The organism is Micromonospora sp. SD19 (assembly GCF_054462275.1).
In genome coordinates, this window is the sequence record NZ_JBTLMN010000019.1 from 1 (window position 1) to 15,835 (window position 15,835).

Annotated in this window: 18 protein-coding genes; 15 read left to right on the forward strand and 3 right to left on the reverse strand. The window is 71.1% G+C overall.

From position 1 onward, the window contains the following. Positions 1–139: 139 nt before the first annotated feature. The gene (locus ACX27O_RS32595; protein WP_458940591.1) at positions 140–1,105 is read right to left on the reverse strand and encodes a COX15/CtaA family protein; all 966 of its coding nucleotides are present in this window, start codon (positions 1,103–1,105) and stop codon (positions 140–142) included. Between the two features lie 98 nt (positions 1,106–1,203). Here ACX27O_RS32595 and ACX27O_RS32600 point away from each other — a divergent pair, with 98 nt between their 5' ends. The 12 genes from ACX27O_RS32600 (at position 1,204) to ACX27O_RS32655 (ending at position 10,950) form a co-directional block, all read left to right on the forward strand. Then, complete coding sequence (locus ACX27O_RS32600; protein ID WP_458940592.1) at positions 1,204–2,004, forward strand: helix-turn-helix transcriptional regulator; 801 nt, start codon at positions 1,204–1,206, stop codon at positions 2,002–2,004. After that, complete coding sequence (gene sufB, locus ACX27O_RS32605) at positions 2,001–3,431, forward strand: Fe-S cluster assembly protein SufB (protein ID WP_030337321.1); 1,431 nt, start codon at positions 2,001–2,003, stop codon at positions 3,429–3,431. Before ACX27O_RS32600 ends, sufB begins: the two co-directional genes overlap by 4 nt. Positions 3,432–3,488: 57 nt before the next feature. Continuing rightward, positions 3,489–4,634 carry a Fe-S cluster assembly protein SufD gene (gene sufD, locus ACX27O_RS32610; protein ID WP_030337320.1) on the forward strand — a complete coding sequence of 382 codons (1,146 nt, stop codon included), beginning with the start codon at positions 3,489–3,491 and terminating at the stop codon, positions 4,632–4,634. Then, positions 4,634–4,960 carry a non-heme iron oxygenase ferredoxin subunit gene (locus tag ACX27O_RS32615; protein WP_030337319.1) on the forward strand — a complete coding sequence of 109 codons (327 nt, stop codon included), beginning with the start codon at positions 4,634–4,636 and terminating at the stop codon, positions 4,958–4,960. The genes sufD and ACX27O_RS32615 overlap by 1 nt, the downstream gene beginning before the upstream one ends. Then, positions 4,960–5,733: a Fe-S cluster assembly ATPase SufC gene (gene sufC / locus ACX27O_RS32620; RefSeq protein WP_030337317.1), complete on the forward strand. Its 774-nt coding sequence runs from the start codon at positions 4,960–4,962 to the stop codon at positions 5,731–5,733. The genes ACX27O_RS32615 and sufC overlap by 1 nt, the downstream gene beginning before the upstream one ends. Before the next feature lie 20 nt (positions 5,734–5,753). Continuing rightward, the gene (locus ACX27O_RS32625; RefSeq protein WP_210857798.1) at positions 5,754–7,058 is read left to right on the forward strand and encodes a cysteine desulfurase; all 1,305 of its coding nucleotides are present in this window, start codon (positions 5,754–5,756) and stop codon (positions 7,056–7,058) included. Further along, on the forward strand, positions 7,058–7,531 hold the full coding sequence (sufU, locus tag ACX27O_RS32630; protein WP_030337314.1) for a Fe-S cluster assembly sulfur transfer protein SufU: 474 nt from the start codon (positions 7,058–7,060) through the stop codon (positions 7,529–7,531). The genes ACX27O_RS32625 and sufU overlap by 1 nt, the downstream gene beginning before the upstream one ends. 67 nt (positions 7,532–7,598) lie before the next feature. Then, positions 7,599–8,045, forward strand: a complete 447-nt coding sequence (locus ACX27O_RS32635; RefSeq protein ID WP_030337313.1) for a metal-sulfur cluster assembly factor — start codon at positions 7,599–7,601, stop codon at positions 8,043–8,045. A 448-nt stretch (positions 8,046–8,493) separates the two neighbouring features. Beyond that, a complete protein-coding gene (locus ACX27O_RS32640; protein ID WP_357637447.1) occupies positions 8,494–9,126 on the forward strand; it encodes a LysE family transporter in 633 nt (210 codons plus the stop codon). Between the two features lie 344 nt (positions 9,127–9,470). After that, positions 9,471–10,118, forward strand: a complete 648-nt coding sequence (locus ACX27O_RS32645) for an acVLRF1 family peptidyl-tRNA hydrolase (protein ID WP_030337310.1) — start codon at positions 9,471–9,473, stop codon at positions 10,116–10,118. Positions 10,119–10,213: 95 nt separating this feature from the next. Beyond that, positions 10,214–10,513, forward strand: a complete 300-nt coding sequence (locus ACX27O_RS32650) for a muconolactone Delta-isomerase family protein (protein WP_030337308.1) — start codon at positions 10,214–10,216, stop codon at positions 10,511–10,513. 77 nt (positions 10,514–10,590) lie between these two features. Then, complete coding sequence (locus ACX27O_RS32655; protein ID WP_030337306.1) at positions 10,591–10,950, forward strand: YybH family protein; 360 nt, start codon at positions 10,591–10,593, stop codon at positions 10,948–10,950. 89 nt (positions 10,951–11,039) lie between these two features. On the opposite strand, the gene ypfJ is transcribed toward ACX27O_RS32655, so the two are convergent. Then, positions 11,040–11,960 carry a KPN_02809 family neutral zinc metallopeptidase gene (ypfJ, locus tag ACX27O_RS32660; protein ID WP_030337304.1) on the reverse strand — a complete coding sequence of 307 codons (921 nt, stop codon included), beginning with the start codon at positions 11,958–11,960 and terminating at the stop codon, positions 11,040–11,042. A gap of 263 nt (positions 11,961–12,223) precedes the next feature. On the opposite strand from ypfJ, the gene ACX27O_RS32665 reads away from it, so the two are divergent. Further along, on the forward strand, positions 12,224–13,828 hold the full coding sequence (locus ACX27O_RS32665; protein ID WP_030337302.1) for an ABC-F family ATP-binding cassette domain-containing protein: 1,605 nt from the start codon (positions 12,224–12,226) through the stop codon (positions 13,826–13,828). Between the two features lie 73 nt (positions 13,829–13,901). Here the strand turns inward: ACX27O_RS32665 and ACX27O_RS32670 are convergent, their stop codons facing one another. Beyond that, the gene (locus ACX27O_RS32670) at positions 13,902–14,501 is read right to left on the reverse strand and encodes a cadmium resistance transporter (RefSeq protein ID WP_081884132.1); all 600 of its coding nucleotides are present in this window, start codon (positions 14,499–14,501) and stop codon (positions 13,902–13,904) included. A gap of 216 nt (positions 14,502–14,717) precedes the next feature. On the opposite strand from ACX27O_RS32670, the gene ACX27O_RS32675 reads away from it, so the two are divergent. Together ACX27O_RS32675 and ACX27O_RS32680 are read left to right on the forward strand one after the other, a co-directional pair. Further along, the gene (locus ACX27O_RS32675; protein WP_007462679.1) at positions 14,718–14,945 is read left to right on the forward strand and encodes a helix-turn-helix domain-containing protein; all 228 of its coding nucleotides are present in this window, start codon (positions 14,718–14,720) and stop codon (positions 14,943–14,945) included. Positions 14,946–14,991: 46 nt separating this feature from the next. After that, a complete protein-coding gene (locus ACX27O_RS32680; RefSeq protein WP_030337297.1) occupies positions 14,992–15,759 on the forward strand; it encodes an enoyl-CoA hydratase/isomerase family protein in 768 nt (255 codons plus the stop codon). Positions 15,760–15,835: the final 76 nt, after the last annotated feature.

The window sequence follows — 15,835 nt, forward strand, 5'->3', positions numbered from 1 at the left end:
GGCGCGGGGCGCGGGGCGCGGGGCGCGGGGCGCGGGGCGCGGGGCGCGGGGCGCGGGGCGCGGGGCGCGGGGCGCGGGGCGCGCCGCGCGGCGGTTACCGGCCCGTCGGGCGGTTGCGTGCCGGGGCGCGCGGGGGTTGTCAGGCGGGGGTCGGAACCGGGGTGGCCGCGTCGGCCGGGGTGGCCCGGGGCGCCGGGGTGACCGGCCGGCGTTCCCGGGTGGACCACTGCACCGCCAGGGTGGCCAGCAGCACCAGGCACGAGCCGAGCATGTGTGCCCCGACCAGGAGCGCCGGCACGTGGGTGAAGTACTGCACGAAACCGATCAGGCCCTGACTCAGCTCCACAACCAGCAGGATGACCGCGGCGCGGGTGGCCCGCTGCGCACCGACGGCGCGGAACGCGAAGATGAGCGCCACCGTGAGGCCGATGAGCAGGAAGACCGCGTCGGCGTGCACCTGGGAGATCGACTCCGGGTCCAGGCCGTTGCGGGCGGCACCGTGGTCGCCGGCGTGCGGGCCGCTGCCGGTCACCCAGGTGCCGATGACCAGCACCGCGACGCTGACGCCGGTGGTGATCCGAGCGAGGGTGCGCAGCGGGGCGGGCACGACCGCCACGACCGGGCCGTCGGGGTCGACGATGCGCCGCCAGAGCGCGTACGCGGCGGCGATCACCGCCATCGAGGCGAGGAAGTGCAGCCCGACCACCCACGGGTTGAGATTGGTCAGCACGGTGATGCCACCGATCACCGCCTGCGCGGGAATGCCGAGGAAGACGGCGACGGCCAGCGCGAGGAGCCCGGGCCGGCGCGGCCGGTGGACCAGCACCGCCAGCACGGTGGCCAGCGCGATGAGGCCCACCGCGAAGGTCAGCAGCCGGTTGCCGAACTCGATCACCCCGTAGATGCCCATCTCGGGGGTGGTGACGTACGAATCGTCGGTGCACCGCGGCCAGGTGGGGCAGCCGAGGCCCGAGGCGGTCAACCGGACGGCCCCGCCGGTGACGACGATGCCCACGTTCGCGATGATCGAGGCGAGCGCGAGGCGGCGCAGCAGGATGCCGGAGACCGGACGGACGATTCGGTTCACGGCGCAAATCCTACGCACCGTAGTGATCGAGGTCCGTCCGACTCCGGCAGCTCGGTGGTTGGGATCACCGGGGCCCGGGTTTGCGGCCCTCCGGGTAATTACGTAACGTTGGCGTTGTGAAAAACGCGGCGGCGCTCTCCGGGCACCAACCGACGGCCGTAGCGGCCGTCGGTGCGCCGGTGTCCGCGCCCGCCGTGGGCACGTCGGCCGGCCTCGCCGGTCCGGTGGTGGCCGAGATCTCCACCCGGGATCGGGTCACCCGACTGCTGCTGGAACAGGGTGCCGCCACCGCCGCGCAGCTTGGCGCGGCGCTCGGGCTCAGTCCGGCGGCGATCCGCCGGCACCTGGACGCGATGCTCCTGGACGGTGACGTCTACGCCCGCGAGCAGACCGTGCAGGGCAGCCGTGGTCGGGGGCGCCCGGCCAAGGTGTTCCTGCTGACCGAGGCCGCCCGGGTCCGCTGTGGCACACACCACTACGACAACATGGCCACCGCCGCGCTGCGGTGGATCGCCCGCAGCGGCGGCTCGGACGCGGTCGAGGCGTTCGCCACCGAGCAGGTCTCCGCCCTCGAGTCCCGTTGTCGGACGGCCATGGAGGACGCCGGCGATGACCCTCTCGCCCGAGCCGAGGCACTCGCCGCAGCGCTCACCGCCGAGGGTTACGCTGCCAACGCGACCACGATCGCCTCCGGCGGCCAGCTCTGTCAGAACCACTGCCCGGTGGCGCACGTGGCCGCCGAGTTTCCTCAGCTGTGCGAGGCCGAGACCGCGGTCATCTCCCGTCTGGTCGGCACCCACGTGCAGCGTCTGGCCACCATCGCGCACGGCGACGGGGTGTGCACCACGCACATCCCGGCTCAGCCGGGCCGCGCTCAATCCGGTAATCCCGTCACCACTGTGAGGACAGATAGATGACCGAGCAGATCGTCCAGCCCCTGACCCAGGAAGAGCAGCTCGCCGCCCTGGGCCGGTACGAGTACGGCTGGTCCGACCCGGACGCCGCCGGCGCGGTCGCCCAGCGCGGCATCAACGAGGCGGTGGTGCGGGACATCTCGGCGAAGAAGAACGAGCCGGAGTGGATGCTCGACCTGCGGCTGAAGGGCCTGCGGCTGTTCGGCCGCAAGCCGATGCCGGCGTGGGGCGCGGACCTCACCGGGATCGACTTCGACAACATCAAGTACTTCGTGCGGTCCACCGAGAAGCAGGCCACCAGCTGGGAGGACCTGCCCGAGGACATCAAGAACACCTACGACCGGCTGGGCATCCCGGAGGCGGAGAAGCAGCGCCTGGTCGCCGGTGTCGCGGCGCAGTACGAGTCGGAGGTCGTCTACCACAAGATCCGTGAGGACCTTGAGGAGCAGGGCGTCCTCTTCCTGGACACCGACACGGCGCTGCGCGAGCACGAGGACGTCTTCAAGGAGTATTTCGGCACGGTGATCCCGGTCGGCGACAACAAGTTCGCCGCGCTGAACACCTCCGTGTGGTCCGGTGGCTCGTTCATCTACGTGCCGAAGGGCGTGCACGTGGAGATCCCGCTGCAGGCCTACTTCCGGATCAACACGGAGAACATGGGCCAGTTCGAGCGGACGCTGATCATCGTCGACGAGGGTGCGTACGTGCACTACGTCGAGGGCTGCACCGCGCCGCTGTACTCCTCCGACTCGCTGCACAGCGCGGTCGTGGAGATCATCGTCAAGAAGAACGCGCGCTGCCGCTACACGACCATCCAGAACTGGTCGAACAACGTCTACAACCTGGTCACCAAGCGCGCCGTCTGCCACGAGGGCGCGACCATGGAGTGGGTCGACGGCAACATCGGCTCCAAGGTGACCATGAAGTACCCGGCGGTCTACATGACCGGTGAGCACGCCAAGGGCGAGGTGCTCTCGGTGGCGATGGCCGGCGAGGGTCAGCACCAGGACGCCGGCGCCAAGATGGTGCACGCGGCCCCCCACACGAGCAGCACCATCGTGTCGAAGTCGATCGCCCGTGGCGGCGGCCGCACCTCGTACCGCGGTCTGGTGCAGGTGCTGGAGGGTTCGCACCACAGCCGGAGCACCGTCAAGTGCGACGCGTTGCTGGTCGACACCATCTCCCGTTCGGACACCTACCCGTACGTCGACATCCGCGAGGACGACGTGTCGATGGGGCACGAGGCGACCGTCTCCAAGATCAGCGACGACCAGCTCTTCTACCTGATGAGCCGGGGCCTGAGCGAGGACGAGGCGATGGCCATGATCGTGCGCGGCTTCATCGAGCCGATCGCCAAGGAGCTTCCGATGGAGTACGCCCTGGAGCTCAACCGTCTGATCGAGCTTCAGATGGAGGGCGCGGTCGGCTGACGCCGCCCGCCCTACCGAGCACCTGACACCGTCGTCGTTGAACAGACCAAGGAAGAAATGACTACCCAGGCTTCCGCGCCGCCGCCCAGCACCAAGTCGCAGGCGCTGCGCTCGTACGACGTCGCCGACTTCCCGGCCCTCACCGGCCTGGAGGAGGAGTGGCGCTTCACCCCACTCAAGCGCCTCCGCGGCCTGACCACTGAGGCGCCGGCCGTGGCCGGCGCGGTCCGACACGAGTACGGCGACCTGCCCGAGGGCGTCGCCATCACCCGGGTCGGCCGGGACGACGAGCGGGTCGGCAGTGTGCTGACCCCGGTCGACCGGGTCAGCGCGTTGGCCTACGGTGCCGCCGCCGACGCCCTGCTGCTGCGGGTGGCCCCCGACGTGGTGCTCGGCGAGGCGGTGCGGCTGCGGGTGGTCGGCGAGGGTGTCGAGCAGCCGGTCTTCGGTCACACGTTCGTCGAGGTGGGCCGGTTCGCCGAGGCGACAGTGGTGGTGGAGCACGTCGGATCGGCCACCCTGGCCGACAACGTCGAGGTCGCCGTGGCCGACGGGGCGAAGCTGACCCTGGTCACTGTCGCCGACTGGGCCGACGACGCGGTCCAGGCTCAGCACCTGAAGATCAAGCTGGGTCGGGACGCCAAGGTCATCCACATCCAGGTCACCCTCGGCGGCGACCTGGTCCGGCAGTTCACCAGCGTGGAGTACACCGGGCGGGGCGGCGAGGCCGAGCTGTACGGGGTCTACTTCGCCGATGCCGGCCAGCACCTGGAGCATCGGCAGCTGGTCGACCACAACGTGCCGGACTGCCGCAGCTACGTCGGCTACCGGGGCGCCCTGCAGGGCGAGAGCGCGCACACCGTCTGGGTGGGCGACGTGCTCATCCAGGCCGAGGCGACCGGCACCGACACGTACGAGATCAACCGGAACCTGCTGCTCACCGACGGCGCGCGGGCGGACTCCGTACCCAATCTGGAGATCGAGACCGGCGAGATCGCCGGCGCCGGTCACGCCAGCGCGACCGGCCGCTTCGACGACGAGCAGCTGTTCTACCTGATGGCCCGGGGGATTCCGGAGAGTGAGGCCCGCCGGCTGGTGGTCCGTGGCTTCTTCGCCGAGCTGATCAACAAGATTCCGGTGGAGTCGCTGCGCGAGCAGCTCGGCGACGCGATCGAGGCCCGGCTCACCAAGGCCGGCGCCTGATGATCCGGATCTGCTCGACCGAGGACGTGCCGAAGGGCACCGCGATCAGCGCGGACGTCGACGGCACGCCCATCGCGCTGGTGCACGGCGAGGACGGCGAGTTCTACGCCGCGTACGACGAGTGCTCCCACGCCGCGGTCGCCCTCTCCGAGGGCGAGGTCGACGGCTGCACGCTGGAGTGCTGGCTGCACGGCTCCCGTTTCGACCTGCGCACCGGCGAGCCGACCGGCCTGCCCGCCACCGAACCCGTCCCCGTCTATCCCGTCGACGTTCGCGACGGAGACATCTACCTCAGCCTGACGCCGAGTAATGGAGTGACCCGATAATGAGCACCCTGGAGATCCGCGACCTGAAGGTGTCGGTCAAGCTGCCCGAGGGTGAGCTCAAGCCGATCCTGGCCGGCGTCGACCTGACCGTGAAGTCGGGCGAGACCCACGCCATCATGGGCCCGAACGGCTCCGGTAAGTCCACCCTGGCGTACTCGATCGCCGGTCACCCCAAGTACGAGATCACCGGCGGCACGGTGACCCTCGACGGCGAGGACGTGCTCGCCATGACCGTCGACGAGCGGGCCCGCGCCGGCCTCTTCCTGGCCATGCAGTACCCGGTCGAGGTGCCCGGCGTCTCGGTGGCCAACTTCCTGCGCACCGCGAAGACCGCCATCGACGGCGAGGCACCGAAGCTGCGCACCTGGGGTGGCGAGCTGCGCGGCGCGATGGAGCGCCTCCAGATGGACCCGGCGTTCGCCCAGCGCAACGTCAACGAGGGCTTCTCCGGTGGTGAGAAGAAGCGCCACGAGATCGTCCAGCTGGAGCTGCTCAAGCCGAAGATCGCCATCCTCGACGAGACCGACTCGGGCCTCGACGTGGACGCGCTGCGCGTGGTCAGCGGGGGCGTCAACCGGGTCCGCGACACCGGTGACACCGGCGTGCTGCTGATCACCCACTACACGCGGATCCTGCGCTACATCAAGCCGGACTTCGTGCACGTGTTCATCGCCGGCCGGATCGTCGAGCAGGGCGGCCCGGAGCTGGCCGACAAGCTCGAGGCCGAGGGCTACGAGCGGTACGCCGCCGGGGCCGGCACGGCCAAGGCCTGAGTGGGAGAGGCGCTGCCGAGATGACCAGCATCGCGATCCCTTCGGGGATGCCGCAGTACGACGACGCGCCGCGTTTCGACGTGGCCCGGGTGCGCGCCGACTTCCCGATCCTGGACCGGGAGATCAACGGGCATCCGCTGGTCTATCTCGACAGCGCCAACACCTCGCACAAACCCCGGCAGGTGCTCGACGTGCTCGGGGAGCACTACGCGCTGCACAACGCCAACGTGTCGCGCTCGGTACACACCCTGGGCACCGAGGCCACCGAGGCGTACGAGGGGGCACGGGCGAAGATCGCCGCGTTCATCAACGCGCCGAGCGCCGACGAGGTGGTGTTCACGAAGAACTCCACCGAGGCGATCAACATCGTGGCGTACGCCTTCTCGAACGCCTCGCTGCGTCCGGACGGCGACCCCCGGTTCCGGCTCGGTCCGGGCGACGAGGTGGTGATCTCCGAAATGGAGCACCACTCGAACATCGTCCCGTGGCAGCTGCTCTGCGAGCGGACCGGCGCGACCCTGCGCTGGTTCCCGGTCACCGACCAGGGGCGGCTGGACGAGTCGGGCCTGGAGGACCTGGTCACCGAGCGGACGAAGATCGTCTCGCTGGTGCACATGTCCAACATCCTCGGCACCGTCAACGCCACCTCCCGGATCACCGCGCGGGTCCGTGAGGTGGGCGCGCTGCTGCTGCTGGACTGCTCGCAGTCGGTGCCGCACCTGCCCATCGACGTGGTCGACCTGGACGCCGACTACATCGTCTTCACCGGGCACAAGATGTGCGGTCCGACCGGCATCGGCGTGCTCTGGGGTCGCGGTGAGCTGCTGGCGGCCATGCCGCCGGTCTTCGGCGGCGGTTCGATGATCGAGACGGTCACCATGGCCCGCTCGACGTTCGCGGCGCCACCGGCCCGGTTCGAGGCGGGCACCCCGCCGATCGCCGAGGCGGTCGCCCTCGGTGCGGCGGTCGACTACCTGACCGGGATCGGGATGCGGGCCATCCAGTGGCACGAGAAGGAGCTGACGGCGTACGCGCTGGACGCGCTCGGCTCGGTGCCGGACCTGCGGATCTTCGGCCCGACCGTGCCGGTGGGCCGGGGCGGCACCATCTCGTTCGCGCTCGGTGACGTGCACCCGCACGACGTGGGTCAGGTGCTCGACTCGCTCGGCGTGCAGGTGCGGGTGGGCCACCACTGTGCCAAGCCGGTGTGCAGCCGGTTCGGCGTCCCGGCGATGACCCGGGCCTCGTTCTACCTCTACACCACCACCGAGGAGATCGACGCTCTGGTGGCCGGTCTGGAGCAGGTGCGGAAGGTGTTCGACTGATGCAGCTCGACCAGCTCTACCAGGAGATCATCCTGGACCACTACAAGCACCCGCACGGGCGTGGCCTGCGCGACGCCGACGACCCGGGCGACCGGGTCGCGGAAGCGCACCACGTCAACCCCACCTGCGGCGACGAGGTCACCATCCGGGTGGCCACCGACGGCACCGTGCTGCACGACATCTCGTACGACGGGATGGGCTGCTCGATCAGCCAGGCGTCGGCGAGCGTGCTGCACGAGTTGCTGCGTGGTCGGGGCACCGGGGAAGCTTTCGAGGTGCACGAGGCGTTCGTGGAGTTGATGTCCGGACGTGGCCAGGTCACGCCGGACGAGGACGTGCTCGGTGACGGGGTGGCCTTCGCGGGCGTGGCCCGCTACCCGGCCCGGGTCAAATGCGCGCTACTGCCGTGGATGGCCTTCAAGGACGCTGCGGCCCGCGCCGGTGTGGGCGTGAGCCCGGAGGTGAAGGCGTGACCGTGCGTCAGCGAGCGAATGACACAGTGGTGCCTGGTGGCATCACGAAGCGATGCGGAGGGACGGCATGAGCGAGAACACCGCTACCGAGGCGACGCCGGAGGCCGGTGACACCAGCGTGGTGCCGCAGACCGACGCCGCGACGACCGATGGCGGCGCTGACGCCGCTGCCGCTGCGGGCGGCGTCAGCAAGGCCATGCTCGCCGACATCGAGGAGGCGATGAAGGACGTCGTCGACCCGGAGCTCGGCATCAACGTGGTCGACCTGGGCCTGGTGTACGGCGTACACGTCGACGACGAGAACGTCGCCACCCTGGACATGACGCTCACCTCGGCGGCCTGCCCGCTGACCGACGTCATCGAGGACCAGACCCGGCAGGCGTTGACCACCGGACCCGGCGGCGGCCTGGTCAACGACATCCGGATCAACTGGGTGTGGCTCCCGCCGTGGGGCCCGGACAAGATCACTGACGAGGGTCGGGACCAGCTCCGCTCCCTCGGCTTCAACGTCTGATCCGAACCACTTCGTCGAGCGCGGCACCCGTCCGGGTGCCGCGCTCGACGTGTTGAACGCCGACGTGAACAAGCACGGGTCGTTCCGGTCTGATCCTGACGGTCAACCGTCAACAGCTCAAGATCGCGCTCGATCATTGACTCAAGATCGCGCTCGATCATTGATGTAGTGGCCTCGGTGCGTCGCCGAGGCCACTACATCCTGGTTCGAGCACGATTTTGGCGGGGCGAGCCGGGCCGAGCCGGGGCGAGCCGGGGCCGGGGCGGGCGAGCCGGGGCGGGCGAGCCGGGGCGGGGCGCGGGGGAATTCGGTGGCGGGGGCGCGGGTTCGGCGCGCAGGATGCGCTTGTGATTGAGGCGTACCCGATGCAGGTCCCTGTCCGTGCGGCCACTGCCGTGCGTCGACAGCGGCCGGTTCCCGGACGAGCCTCGACCTGCCACCGACGTCCGTGACCGGGGCGTTCCTCGCCGGCCTGGTCGCCGGTTACGGCGTCGCCATTCCGGTCGGCGCGATCGCGATCCTCATCCTGGGGCTCAGTGCCCGTACCTCGTTTCGGGTCGGTGCGGCCGCGGCGCTCGCCGTGGCGACGGCCGACGGGCTCTACGCGGCCGTCGCCGTGCTCGGCGGTGCCGGGCTGGCCGATGTCATCGCGCCGGTCGCCGGGCCGCTGCGGGTGGTCGCCGCCGTGGTCCTGTTGGGGCTTGCCGGGCACGGCCTCTGGCGGACCTGGTCCGCGCACCATTCGCAGCGGCCACCGGCGGAACGCGCCGGTCGGGGCATGAGCACTCCGGGGCGGGCCTACGCGGCGCTGCTCGGCCTGACCCTGCTGAACCCGATGACGGTGCTCTACTTCGCCGCGCTGGTGCTCGGTCGCAGGGACACGGCCGAATCGGGCGTGGTCCCCATGGCACTCTTCGTGGCCGGGGTGTTCCTGGCGTCGGCGAGCTGGCAACTGGTCATCGCCGGCGGCGGCACGGTGGTCGGCCGGGCGTTGACCGGGCCGCGTGGCCGGCTGGTCACCGGCCTGGTCTCCAGCGCGCTCATCGCCGCCCTGGCGGTGGCAGCGCTACTGCCCGGCTGAACGGTCGCCGCGCCGTGCCGCGCCACGCTGGTCCGTGCCGGGCCGTGCTGCGTCTTGCCGGGCTGGGCCGTGGCGGGCCGTGCCGTGCCGCGCTGCGCCGCGCCGTGCCGTGCCGTGCCGGGCTGGTCCGTGCCGTGCCGTGCCGTGCCGCGCTGTGCCGGGCTGTGCCGTGCCGTGCCGCGCTGTGCCGGGCTGGGCCGTGCTGTGGCGGGCCGTGCTGCGTCGTGCCGTGCTGCGTCGTGCCGGGCTGGGCCGTGGCGGGCCGCGTCGGGTCGGGTCGGGCTGTCGGGCCGCGGAGCCCGCCCGGGGGTCCGGGCGGGCTCGCGGTGCCGTACGGTCGGGCGGTGACCAGTCGACCCGCAGCCGGCGGAGGTCGGTGGGTCGAGGTCGATCCGGCCCGCGTCGGCCGCTGGGTCGAGGGCTTCGCCGACCGGCACGGCCCGCCCATCACCAGCACACAGGAGTACGGCCTGCTGCTCGCCGCTCCGGACGGGGCGACCGCCGAGCTGTACGCCCCACCGGGCGCGCCGGTCGGCACGGATGTGGCCGGGTTCGTGGCCTCCGCCGTGACGCCGCGCCGGATCGGTCTGCTGCTGGCCCGCAAGGGCGCGGTGGCGATCGGGGTGGCCGAGGGTGCCGACCTCGTCAGCTCCAAGGTGGACACCCGGTACGTGCAGGGGCGCACCGCCGCGGGGGGATGGTCACAGCACCGGTTCGCCCGCCGGCGCGACAACCAGGCGAAGGCCGCGCTGGGCGACGCGGCGGACCTGGCCGTACGACTGCTGTTGCCGGCGGCGGCGACGCTCACCGCGCTGGTCTGCGGTGGTGACCGCAGGGCCGTGGACGGGGTGCTCGCCGACCGGCGGTTGGCCCCGCTCGTGCCGTTGCGGGCAGAGCGGTTGCTCGACGTGCCGGAGCCCCGGCACGCGGTGCTGCTCGCGGCGGTGGGCGCGGCCCGCGCGGTCCGGATCCGGTTGCGCGACCCCGATTGACCTCGCCCTCCGCCGACCAGGTCCCAGGGGAGACGGCCGCCACGCAAAACGGGGTTCCCGCCGTGCTGCCCGGCTGGCGGCCGGAGGATGGGCGCGTGGAGTTTCTGGTTGACATGGTGACGACGGTGCCGCCCGGAACGTCGGACGACGGGGTTGCTGAGATGCGCGCGCGTGAGGCGGCCCGCTCGGCCGAGCTGACGGCGCAGGGCAGTCTCCTGCGGCTGTGGCGGCCACCGCTGGCGCCGGGGGAGTGGCGTACGTGGGGGCTGTTCCGGGCCGACGACGCCGACGAGTTGGAGGCGGTGCTCGCGTCGATGCCGCTGCGTGCCTGGCGGCGCGAGACCGTGACGCCGTTGACGCCGCACCCGAACGACCCGGGACAACCGCCGCGCTGAGCCTGACGGGGCTCGCCCCATGGGTCGGTGAGCACGACAGGCACGTTACGCGGCACGCCGCCAACAGGGAGATCATCATGTCCGAGGCCCAGATTCTGCGTACCGTCCTCGACCGGTGGAAGTCGGCTGTCGACGCCCACGAGCCCGATCGGGTCGCGGCGTGCTTCACCGACGACGCGATCTTCCAGGGGTTGCAGCCGTACTCGGTCGGTCGTGCCGGCGTCGCCGCGTACTACGCCGGCCAGCCGCTCGGCCTCACCGCCGCGTACGACGTCCGGGAGATCCGCCGTCTCGCCGACGACGTGGTCCTCGGCTACCTGGAGGTGGAGTTCGGCTTCACCGACCGGCCGGCCCTGACCGTCAACCTCGGTGTGCTGCTGCGGCGGGTAGGCGACGACTGGCTCATCGCCCACTACCAGGTGTCGCGGCTCACCTGACCAGGGAGGCGCCGTCGGCGACAGCGTCTGGTGCCCGAAACAGATCGTGGCAGGCCCGCCGGAGGGGCCTGCCACGATCTCGGAACTGGTCAGAGCTGGTCGGTGCCGAAGGTGTCACAGCTCTTCGGGTCGCCGCGGTCGTAGCCCTGGGTAAACCAGCGCTTGCGCTGCTCGGACGTGCCGTGGGTGAACTGGTCGGGGTTGACCCGCCCGCCGGAGCGTTCCTGGATGCTGTCGTCGCCGATCGCCTCGGCGGCCTGCACCGCCTCGCTGATGTCGGACTGGGTGATGGACGTGAACAGCGGCTCCTGGCCGGTCTTGTCCTTGCTCTCGGTGGCGTGCTTGGCCCAGGCGCCGGCGTAGCAGTCGGCCTGCAGCTCGAGCCGTACGGAGGCGGAGCGGGGGCCGCTCTGGTCGCCCTGGCCGGCCTTCGCGTTGGTGCCGAGCAGGTTCTGGATGTGGTGGCCGTACTCGTGGGCGAGCACGTAGGGCTGGGCGAACTCGCCCTTGGCGCCGAACCGGGAGGCCAGCTCGTCGTAGAAGCTCAGGTCGATGTACACCTGCTTGTCGGCGGGGCAGTAGAACGGGCCGACACCCGAGTCGGCCTGCCCGCAGCCGGTGTTCACGGCCGCCTGGAAGAAGTTGGTGTCGGTCGGCTCGTACTTCCCGTTGCCCACCTCCGGGTACGCCTTCTGCCAGTAGGCCTGGATGCTGTTGACGTAGAGCGCGTTGCGGCAGCGCGCGTCGTCGAGGCGCTGCGGGTTGTCGCGCGAGCAGAGCTGCTCCAGGTCGGTGCCGCCGGCCTGACCGCCCTCGTCGCCGTTGGTCATGGCGTTGAGGCCGAAGCCGCCGCCGAGCAGCGCGACGAGCACTGCCACCACGATGCCGATGATGCCGCCTCGACCGCCGCCGCCGGGGATCGGGATGCCGAAGCCGCCGCCGGATCCACCACCCCGGCCGACGTCGTTGACCTGGGAGGTGTCGATTTCGGCCCGCTCGTTGAGTTCCATGGTGACCCCGATCGCCGTATGCCGGTGAGTGTCTTTTATGTGTTTTTTCGTCCCTCAAGTGCCGGACGGGGTCCGGACAGGCGTTCCCGTACCCGATGATCTTGATCGGTAATCCGGGCGGGCCGCCCGGCGGCGCCCGGTACACTTGCCAGGTGCTGCGCTGCGAAGGCTGAACCGCCCCGCGCCGTCGGGCCCCTTGAGCCCGCCGGCCGTTTCGCGTGCCCCGAGTCAGCCTTCCGAACCCCGAGAGCGAGCCCGCAAACATGATCACTGCCACCGGCCTGGAACTGCGCGCCGGTTCCCGGATCCTGCTGTCCGACACCACCCTGCGCGTGCAGCCCGGTGACCGGATCGGCCTGGTCGGTCGTAACGGTGCCGGCAAGACCACCACGCTGAAGGTGCTCGCCGGTGAGGGGCAGCCGTACGGCGGCCAGATCGACCAGCGCAGCGCCATCGGCTACCTGCCGCAGGACCCGCGCACCGGCGACCTGGAGGTCACCGGCCGCGACCGGGTGCTCTCCGCCCGTGGCCTGGACGTGCTGATGGCGCAGATGCAGGAGATCGAGGCCCGGCTCGCCGAGGACGCCGACGAGAAGCTGGTCCGCCGGTACGGCGCGCTGGAGGACCAGTTCGCCGCCCTGGGCGGGTACGCGGCCGAGGCTGAGGCCGCGCGGATCTGCGCCAACCTCGGCCTACCGGACCGTGCGCTCGCGCAGACCATCGGCACCCTCTCCGGTGGTCAGCGTCGGCGCATCGAGCTGGCCCGGATCCTGTTCCGCGACGCGGGCGAGAACGGCGGCGGCATCCTGCTGCTCGACGAGCCCACCAACCACCTCGACGCCGACTCGATCACCTGGTTGCGAGGCTTCCTCGCCAACCACAAGGGCGGCCTCATCGTGATCTCCCACGACGGCGCGCTGCTGGAGTCGGTGGTCAACAAGGTCTGGTTCCTCGACGCCACCCGGTCGGTCATCGACGTGTACAACCTGGGCTGGAAGGCGTACCTGGAGGCCCGCGAGACCGACGAGCGGCGGCGGCGTCGGGAGCGGGCCAACGCGGAGAAGAAGGCCGGCGCTCTGATGGCGCAGGCCGACAAGATGCGGGCCAAGGCCACCAAGACCGTGGCCGCGCAGAACATGGCCCGCCGTGCCGAGAAGCTGATCTCCGGCCTGGAGGAGGTGCGGGTCGCCGACCGGGTGGCCAAGGTGCGTTTCCCCAGCCCCGCGCCGTGCGGCAAGACCCCGCTCACCGCGACCGGCCTGTCCAAGTCGTACGGCTCACTGGAGATCTTCACCGACGTCAACGTGGCGGTGGACCGCGGCTCCCGGGTGGCCATCCTCGGGCTCAACGGCGCCGGCAAGACGACCCTGCTGCGGATGCTCGGCGGGCTGCTCACCCCGGACACCGGCGAGGTGCACGCGGGGCACGGCCTGCGGTTGGGCTACTACGCCCAGGAGCACGAGACGCTGGACGTGGAGCGGACGGTGCTGGAGAACATGCGCGCCGCCGCCGTCGAGCAGTCCGACACCGACCTGCGCAAGATCCTCGGCGCGTTCCTCTTCTCCGGTGACGACGTGAACAAGCCGGCCGGAGTGCTCTCCGGTGGCGAGAAGACCCGGCTGGCGCTGTCCACCCTGGTCTGTTCCGGCGCCAACGTGCTGCTGCTCGACGAGCCGACGAACAACCTCGACCCGGTCAGCCGGGAGCAGGTGCTCGACGCCATCGCCAACTACCCGGGCGCGATCGTCCTGGTCACCCACGACCCGGGTGCGGTGCTCGCGCTCAAGCCCGACCGGGCCATCCTGCTGCCCGACGGCGACGAGGACGCCTGGAGCGACGACCTGCTCGAACTGGTCGAGCTGGCCTGATCGAGGCAGCTCGACGTGCGCTCGACCTCAACGTGCGCTCAAGCTCGACCTGCGCTCGACCTCGGCGCTGCGGTCAGCCGAGCAGGTCGACCAGCCGGCCGAGCACGCCGGAGCTGACCAGGATCACCAGCCCGATGGCGATGAAGATCGCCGGCACCAGCCAGGCGCCGGCGCGTTCGACGAGCCGGACCACCCTCCGATGCCCGCCCAGCCAGGCCCCGGCCACACACCACAGGGCGATCAGCAGCACGAAGACCAGCAGGAACACCGCGCTGTCGGCCACCCCGAGGGCCCGGAAGACGGGTACGTAGACCGCGACGTTGTCGGCACCGTTCGCGATCGTCACCCCGGCCACGCCGAGCGCTCCGGTGACGACAGCGGGTGGCTCGTCGTCGCCCGAACCCCGCAGTGCGCGGACACCGAGCGCGATCGGCAGCAGGCCCAGCAGACCCGTCCACGGGTCGGGCACCACCAGGAGCCCACCCGCGATCACCGCGCTGGCCAGCGCGAGCGCGCCGATGCCGAGGTATTGCCCGGCGACGATCTGCCAGGTGCGGGGTTGGCCGGTGGTGCGGGCCGCGACGAAGAACAGCGTCAGGATGACGATGTCGTCTATGTCGGTGGCGGCGAAGACGACGGCCGCTGCGCCCGCGGTGCTCAACAGGTCGATCACGACCGAAGGCTACGGGTCGTCGGCAGCCGCCAGCGTCCAGCGGTGGTACGCCCGGACGACGCGGCGGGCCGGATCGCCAGGATCACTCTATCGGGAAGCTGACATTGCATAGCGTGTCGGTTGGCGAAGAGTTGATATCTGGCGCATGATCGTCCGAGGCGGTCTAATAGGTGGGACCGTATCCGAACCGCACAGTCTGGGACGTGAGGACACAGCATGGCAGCCACTGGCACAGCCACCAGCACTGAGAAGGGTCGCCGGATCGTCGGAGCCGAGCGTCAGACGCTCGCCAAGGACCTGGTAAAGCGGTACACCTCGGGGGAGAGCATCCGCGCGTTGGCGGCCTCGACCGGCCGTTCCTACGGGTTCATCCACCGAGTGCTCACCGAGTCCGGCGTGCAGCTGCGTCAGCGCGGTGGTGCCCGGCGCCGCAAGAAGGCGTGACCCGCCCCCCAGCGTCGTCCATCAGCGCCGCGCCCCGGGACGTCCGGTGACCGCCGAGGCGACCGGGGTTCGGCTGACCTGCGACGGGCCGGTCGCCACGGTGACGTTGTGCCGGCCCGACGTGCTCAACGCCCAGACGCCCGCGATGTGGCGAGCGATGAGCGACTTCTCCCGTGACCTGCCCGGCGATGTCCGGGTGGTGGTGGTCCGCGGTGAGGGTCGGGCGTTCTCGGCCGGCCTCGATCTCGCGGTGGCGGGTGCCTCCGGTCCGGGGTCGTTCGCCGAGTTGGCCACGCTGTCCGAGCAGGAGTGCGCCGAGCGCATCGCGGAGTTCCAGGCCGGTTTCACCTGGCTGCACCGGCCGGACGTGATCTCCGTCGCGGCCGTGCAGGGCCACGCCATCGGTGCCGGCTTCCAGCTGGCGCTCGCCTGTGACCTGCGGGTGCTCTCCGCTGACGCGAAGCTGTCGATGGCCGAGGTGACCCTCGGCCTGGTGCCCGACCTGGCCGGCACGAAGCGCCTCGTCGAGCTGGTCGGCTACGCGCGGGCGTTGGAGATCTGTGCGACCGGCCGCCGGTTGGACGCCGCCGAGGCGGACCGGATCGGCCTGGCCACCCTGGTCGTGCCGCCAGCCGAGCTGGACGGTGCGGTGCGGGACCTGACCGCCGGCCTGCTCTCCGGAGCCCGCGACGCGGTGGTGGAGATCAAGGCGTTGCTCGCCGGCGCGGCCGGGCGGTCGCACGCCGACCAGCAGCGCGCCGAGCGGGAGGCGCAGACCCGTCGGCTGCGTGACCTTGCCGGCACTGGAGAATAGGTAAGGACCGCACGGGAAGATCCGGGTTACGGCTGGGGTTGTCACACTCGTCGGGAGAATTGACCTGACGGTGCGG

What these genes read in the sequence shown, in the direction of transcription:
- sufB (WP_030337321.1), top strand. Translation starts at nt 2,001, where the DNA reads ATGACCGAGCAGATCGTCCAGCCCCTGACCCAGGAAGAGCAGCTCGCC.
- sufD (WP_030337320.1), top strand. Translation starts at nt 3,489, where the DNA reads ATGACTACCCAGGCTTCCGCGCCGCCGCCCAGCACCAAGTCGCAGGCG.
- ACX27O_RS32615 (WP_030337319.1), top strand. Translation starts at nt 4,634, where the DNA reads ATGATCCGGATCTGCTCGACCGAGGACGTGCCGAAGGGCACCGCGATC.
- sufC (WP_030337317.1), top strand. Translation starts at nt 4,960, where the DNA reads ATGAGCACCCTGGAGATCCGCGACCTGAAGGTGTCGGTCAAGCTGCCC.
- ACX27O_RS32625 (WP_210857798.1), top strand. Translation starts at nt 5,754, where the DNA reads ATGACCAGCATCGCGATCCCTTCGGGGATGCCGCAGTACGACGACGCG.
- sufU (WP_030337314.1), top strand. Translation starts at nt 7,058, where the DNA reads ATGCAGCTCGACCAGCTCTACCAGGAGATCATCCTGGACCACTACAAG.
- ACX27O_RS32635 (WP_030337313.1), top strand. Translation starts at nt 7,599, where the DNA reads ATGAGCGAGAACACCGCTACCGAGGCGACGCCGGAGGCCGGTGACACC.
- ACX27O_RS32655 (WP_030337306.1), top strand. Translation starts at nt 10,591, where the DNA reads ATGTCCGAGGCCCAGATTCTGCGTACCGTCCTCGACCGGTGGAAGTCG.
- ypfJ (WP_030337304.1), bottom strand. Translation starts at nt 11,960, where the DNA reads ATGGAACTCAACGAGCGGGCCGAAATCGACACCTCCCAGGTCAACGAC.
- ACX27O_RS32665 (WP_030337302.1), top strand. Translation starts at nt 12,224, where the DNA reads ATGATCACTGCCACCGGCCTGGAACTGCGCGCCGGTTCCCGGATCCTG.
- ACX27O_RS32675 (WP_007462679.1), top strand. Translation starts at nt 14,718, where the DNA reads ATGGCAGCCACTGGCACAGCCACCAGCACTGAGAAGGGTCGCCGGATC.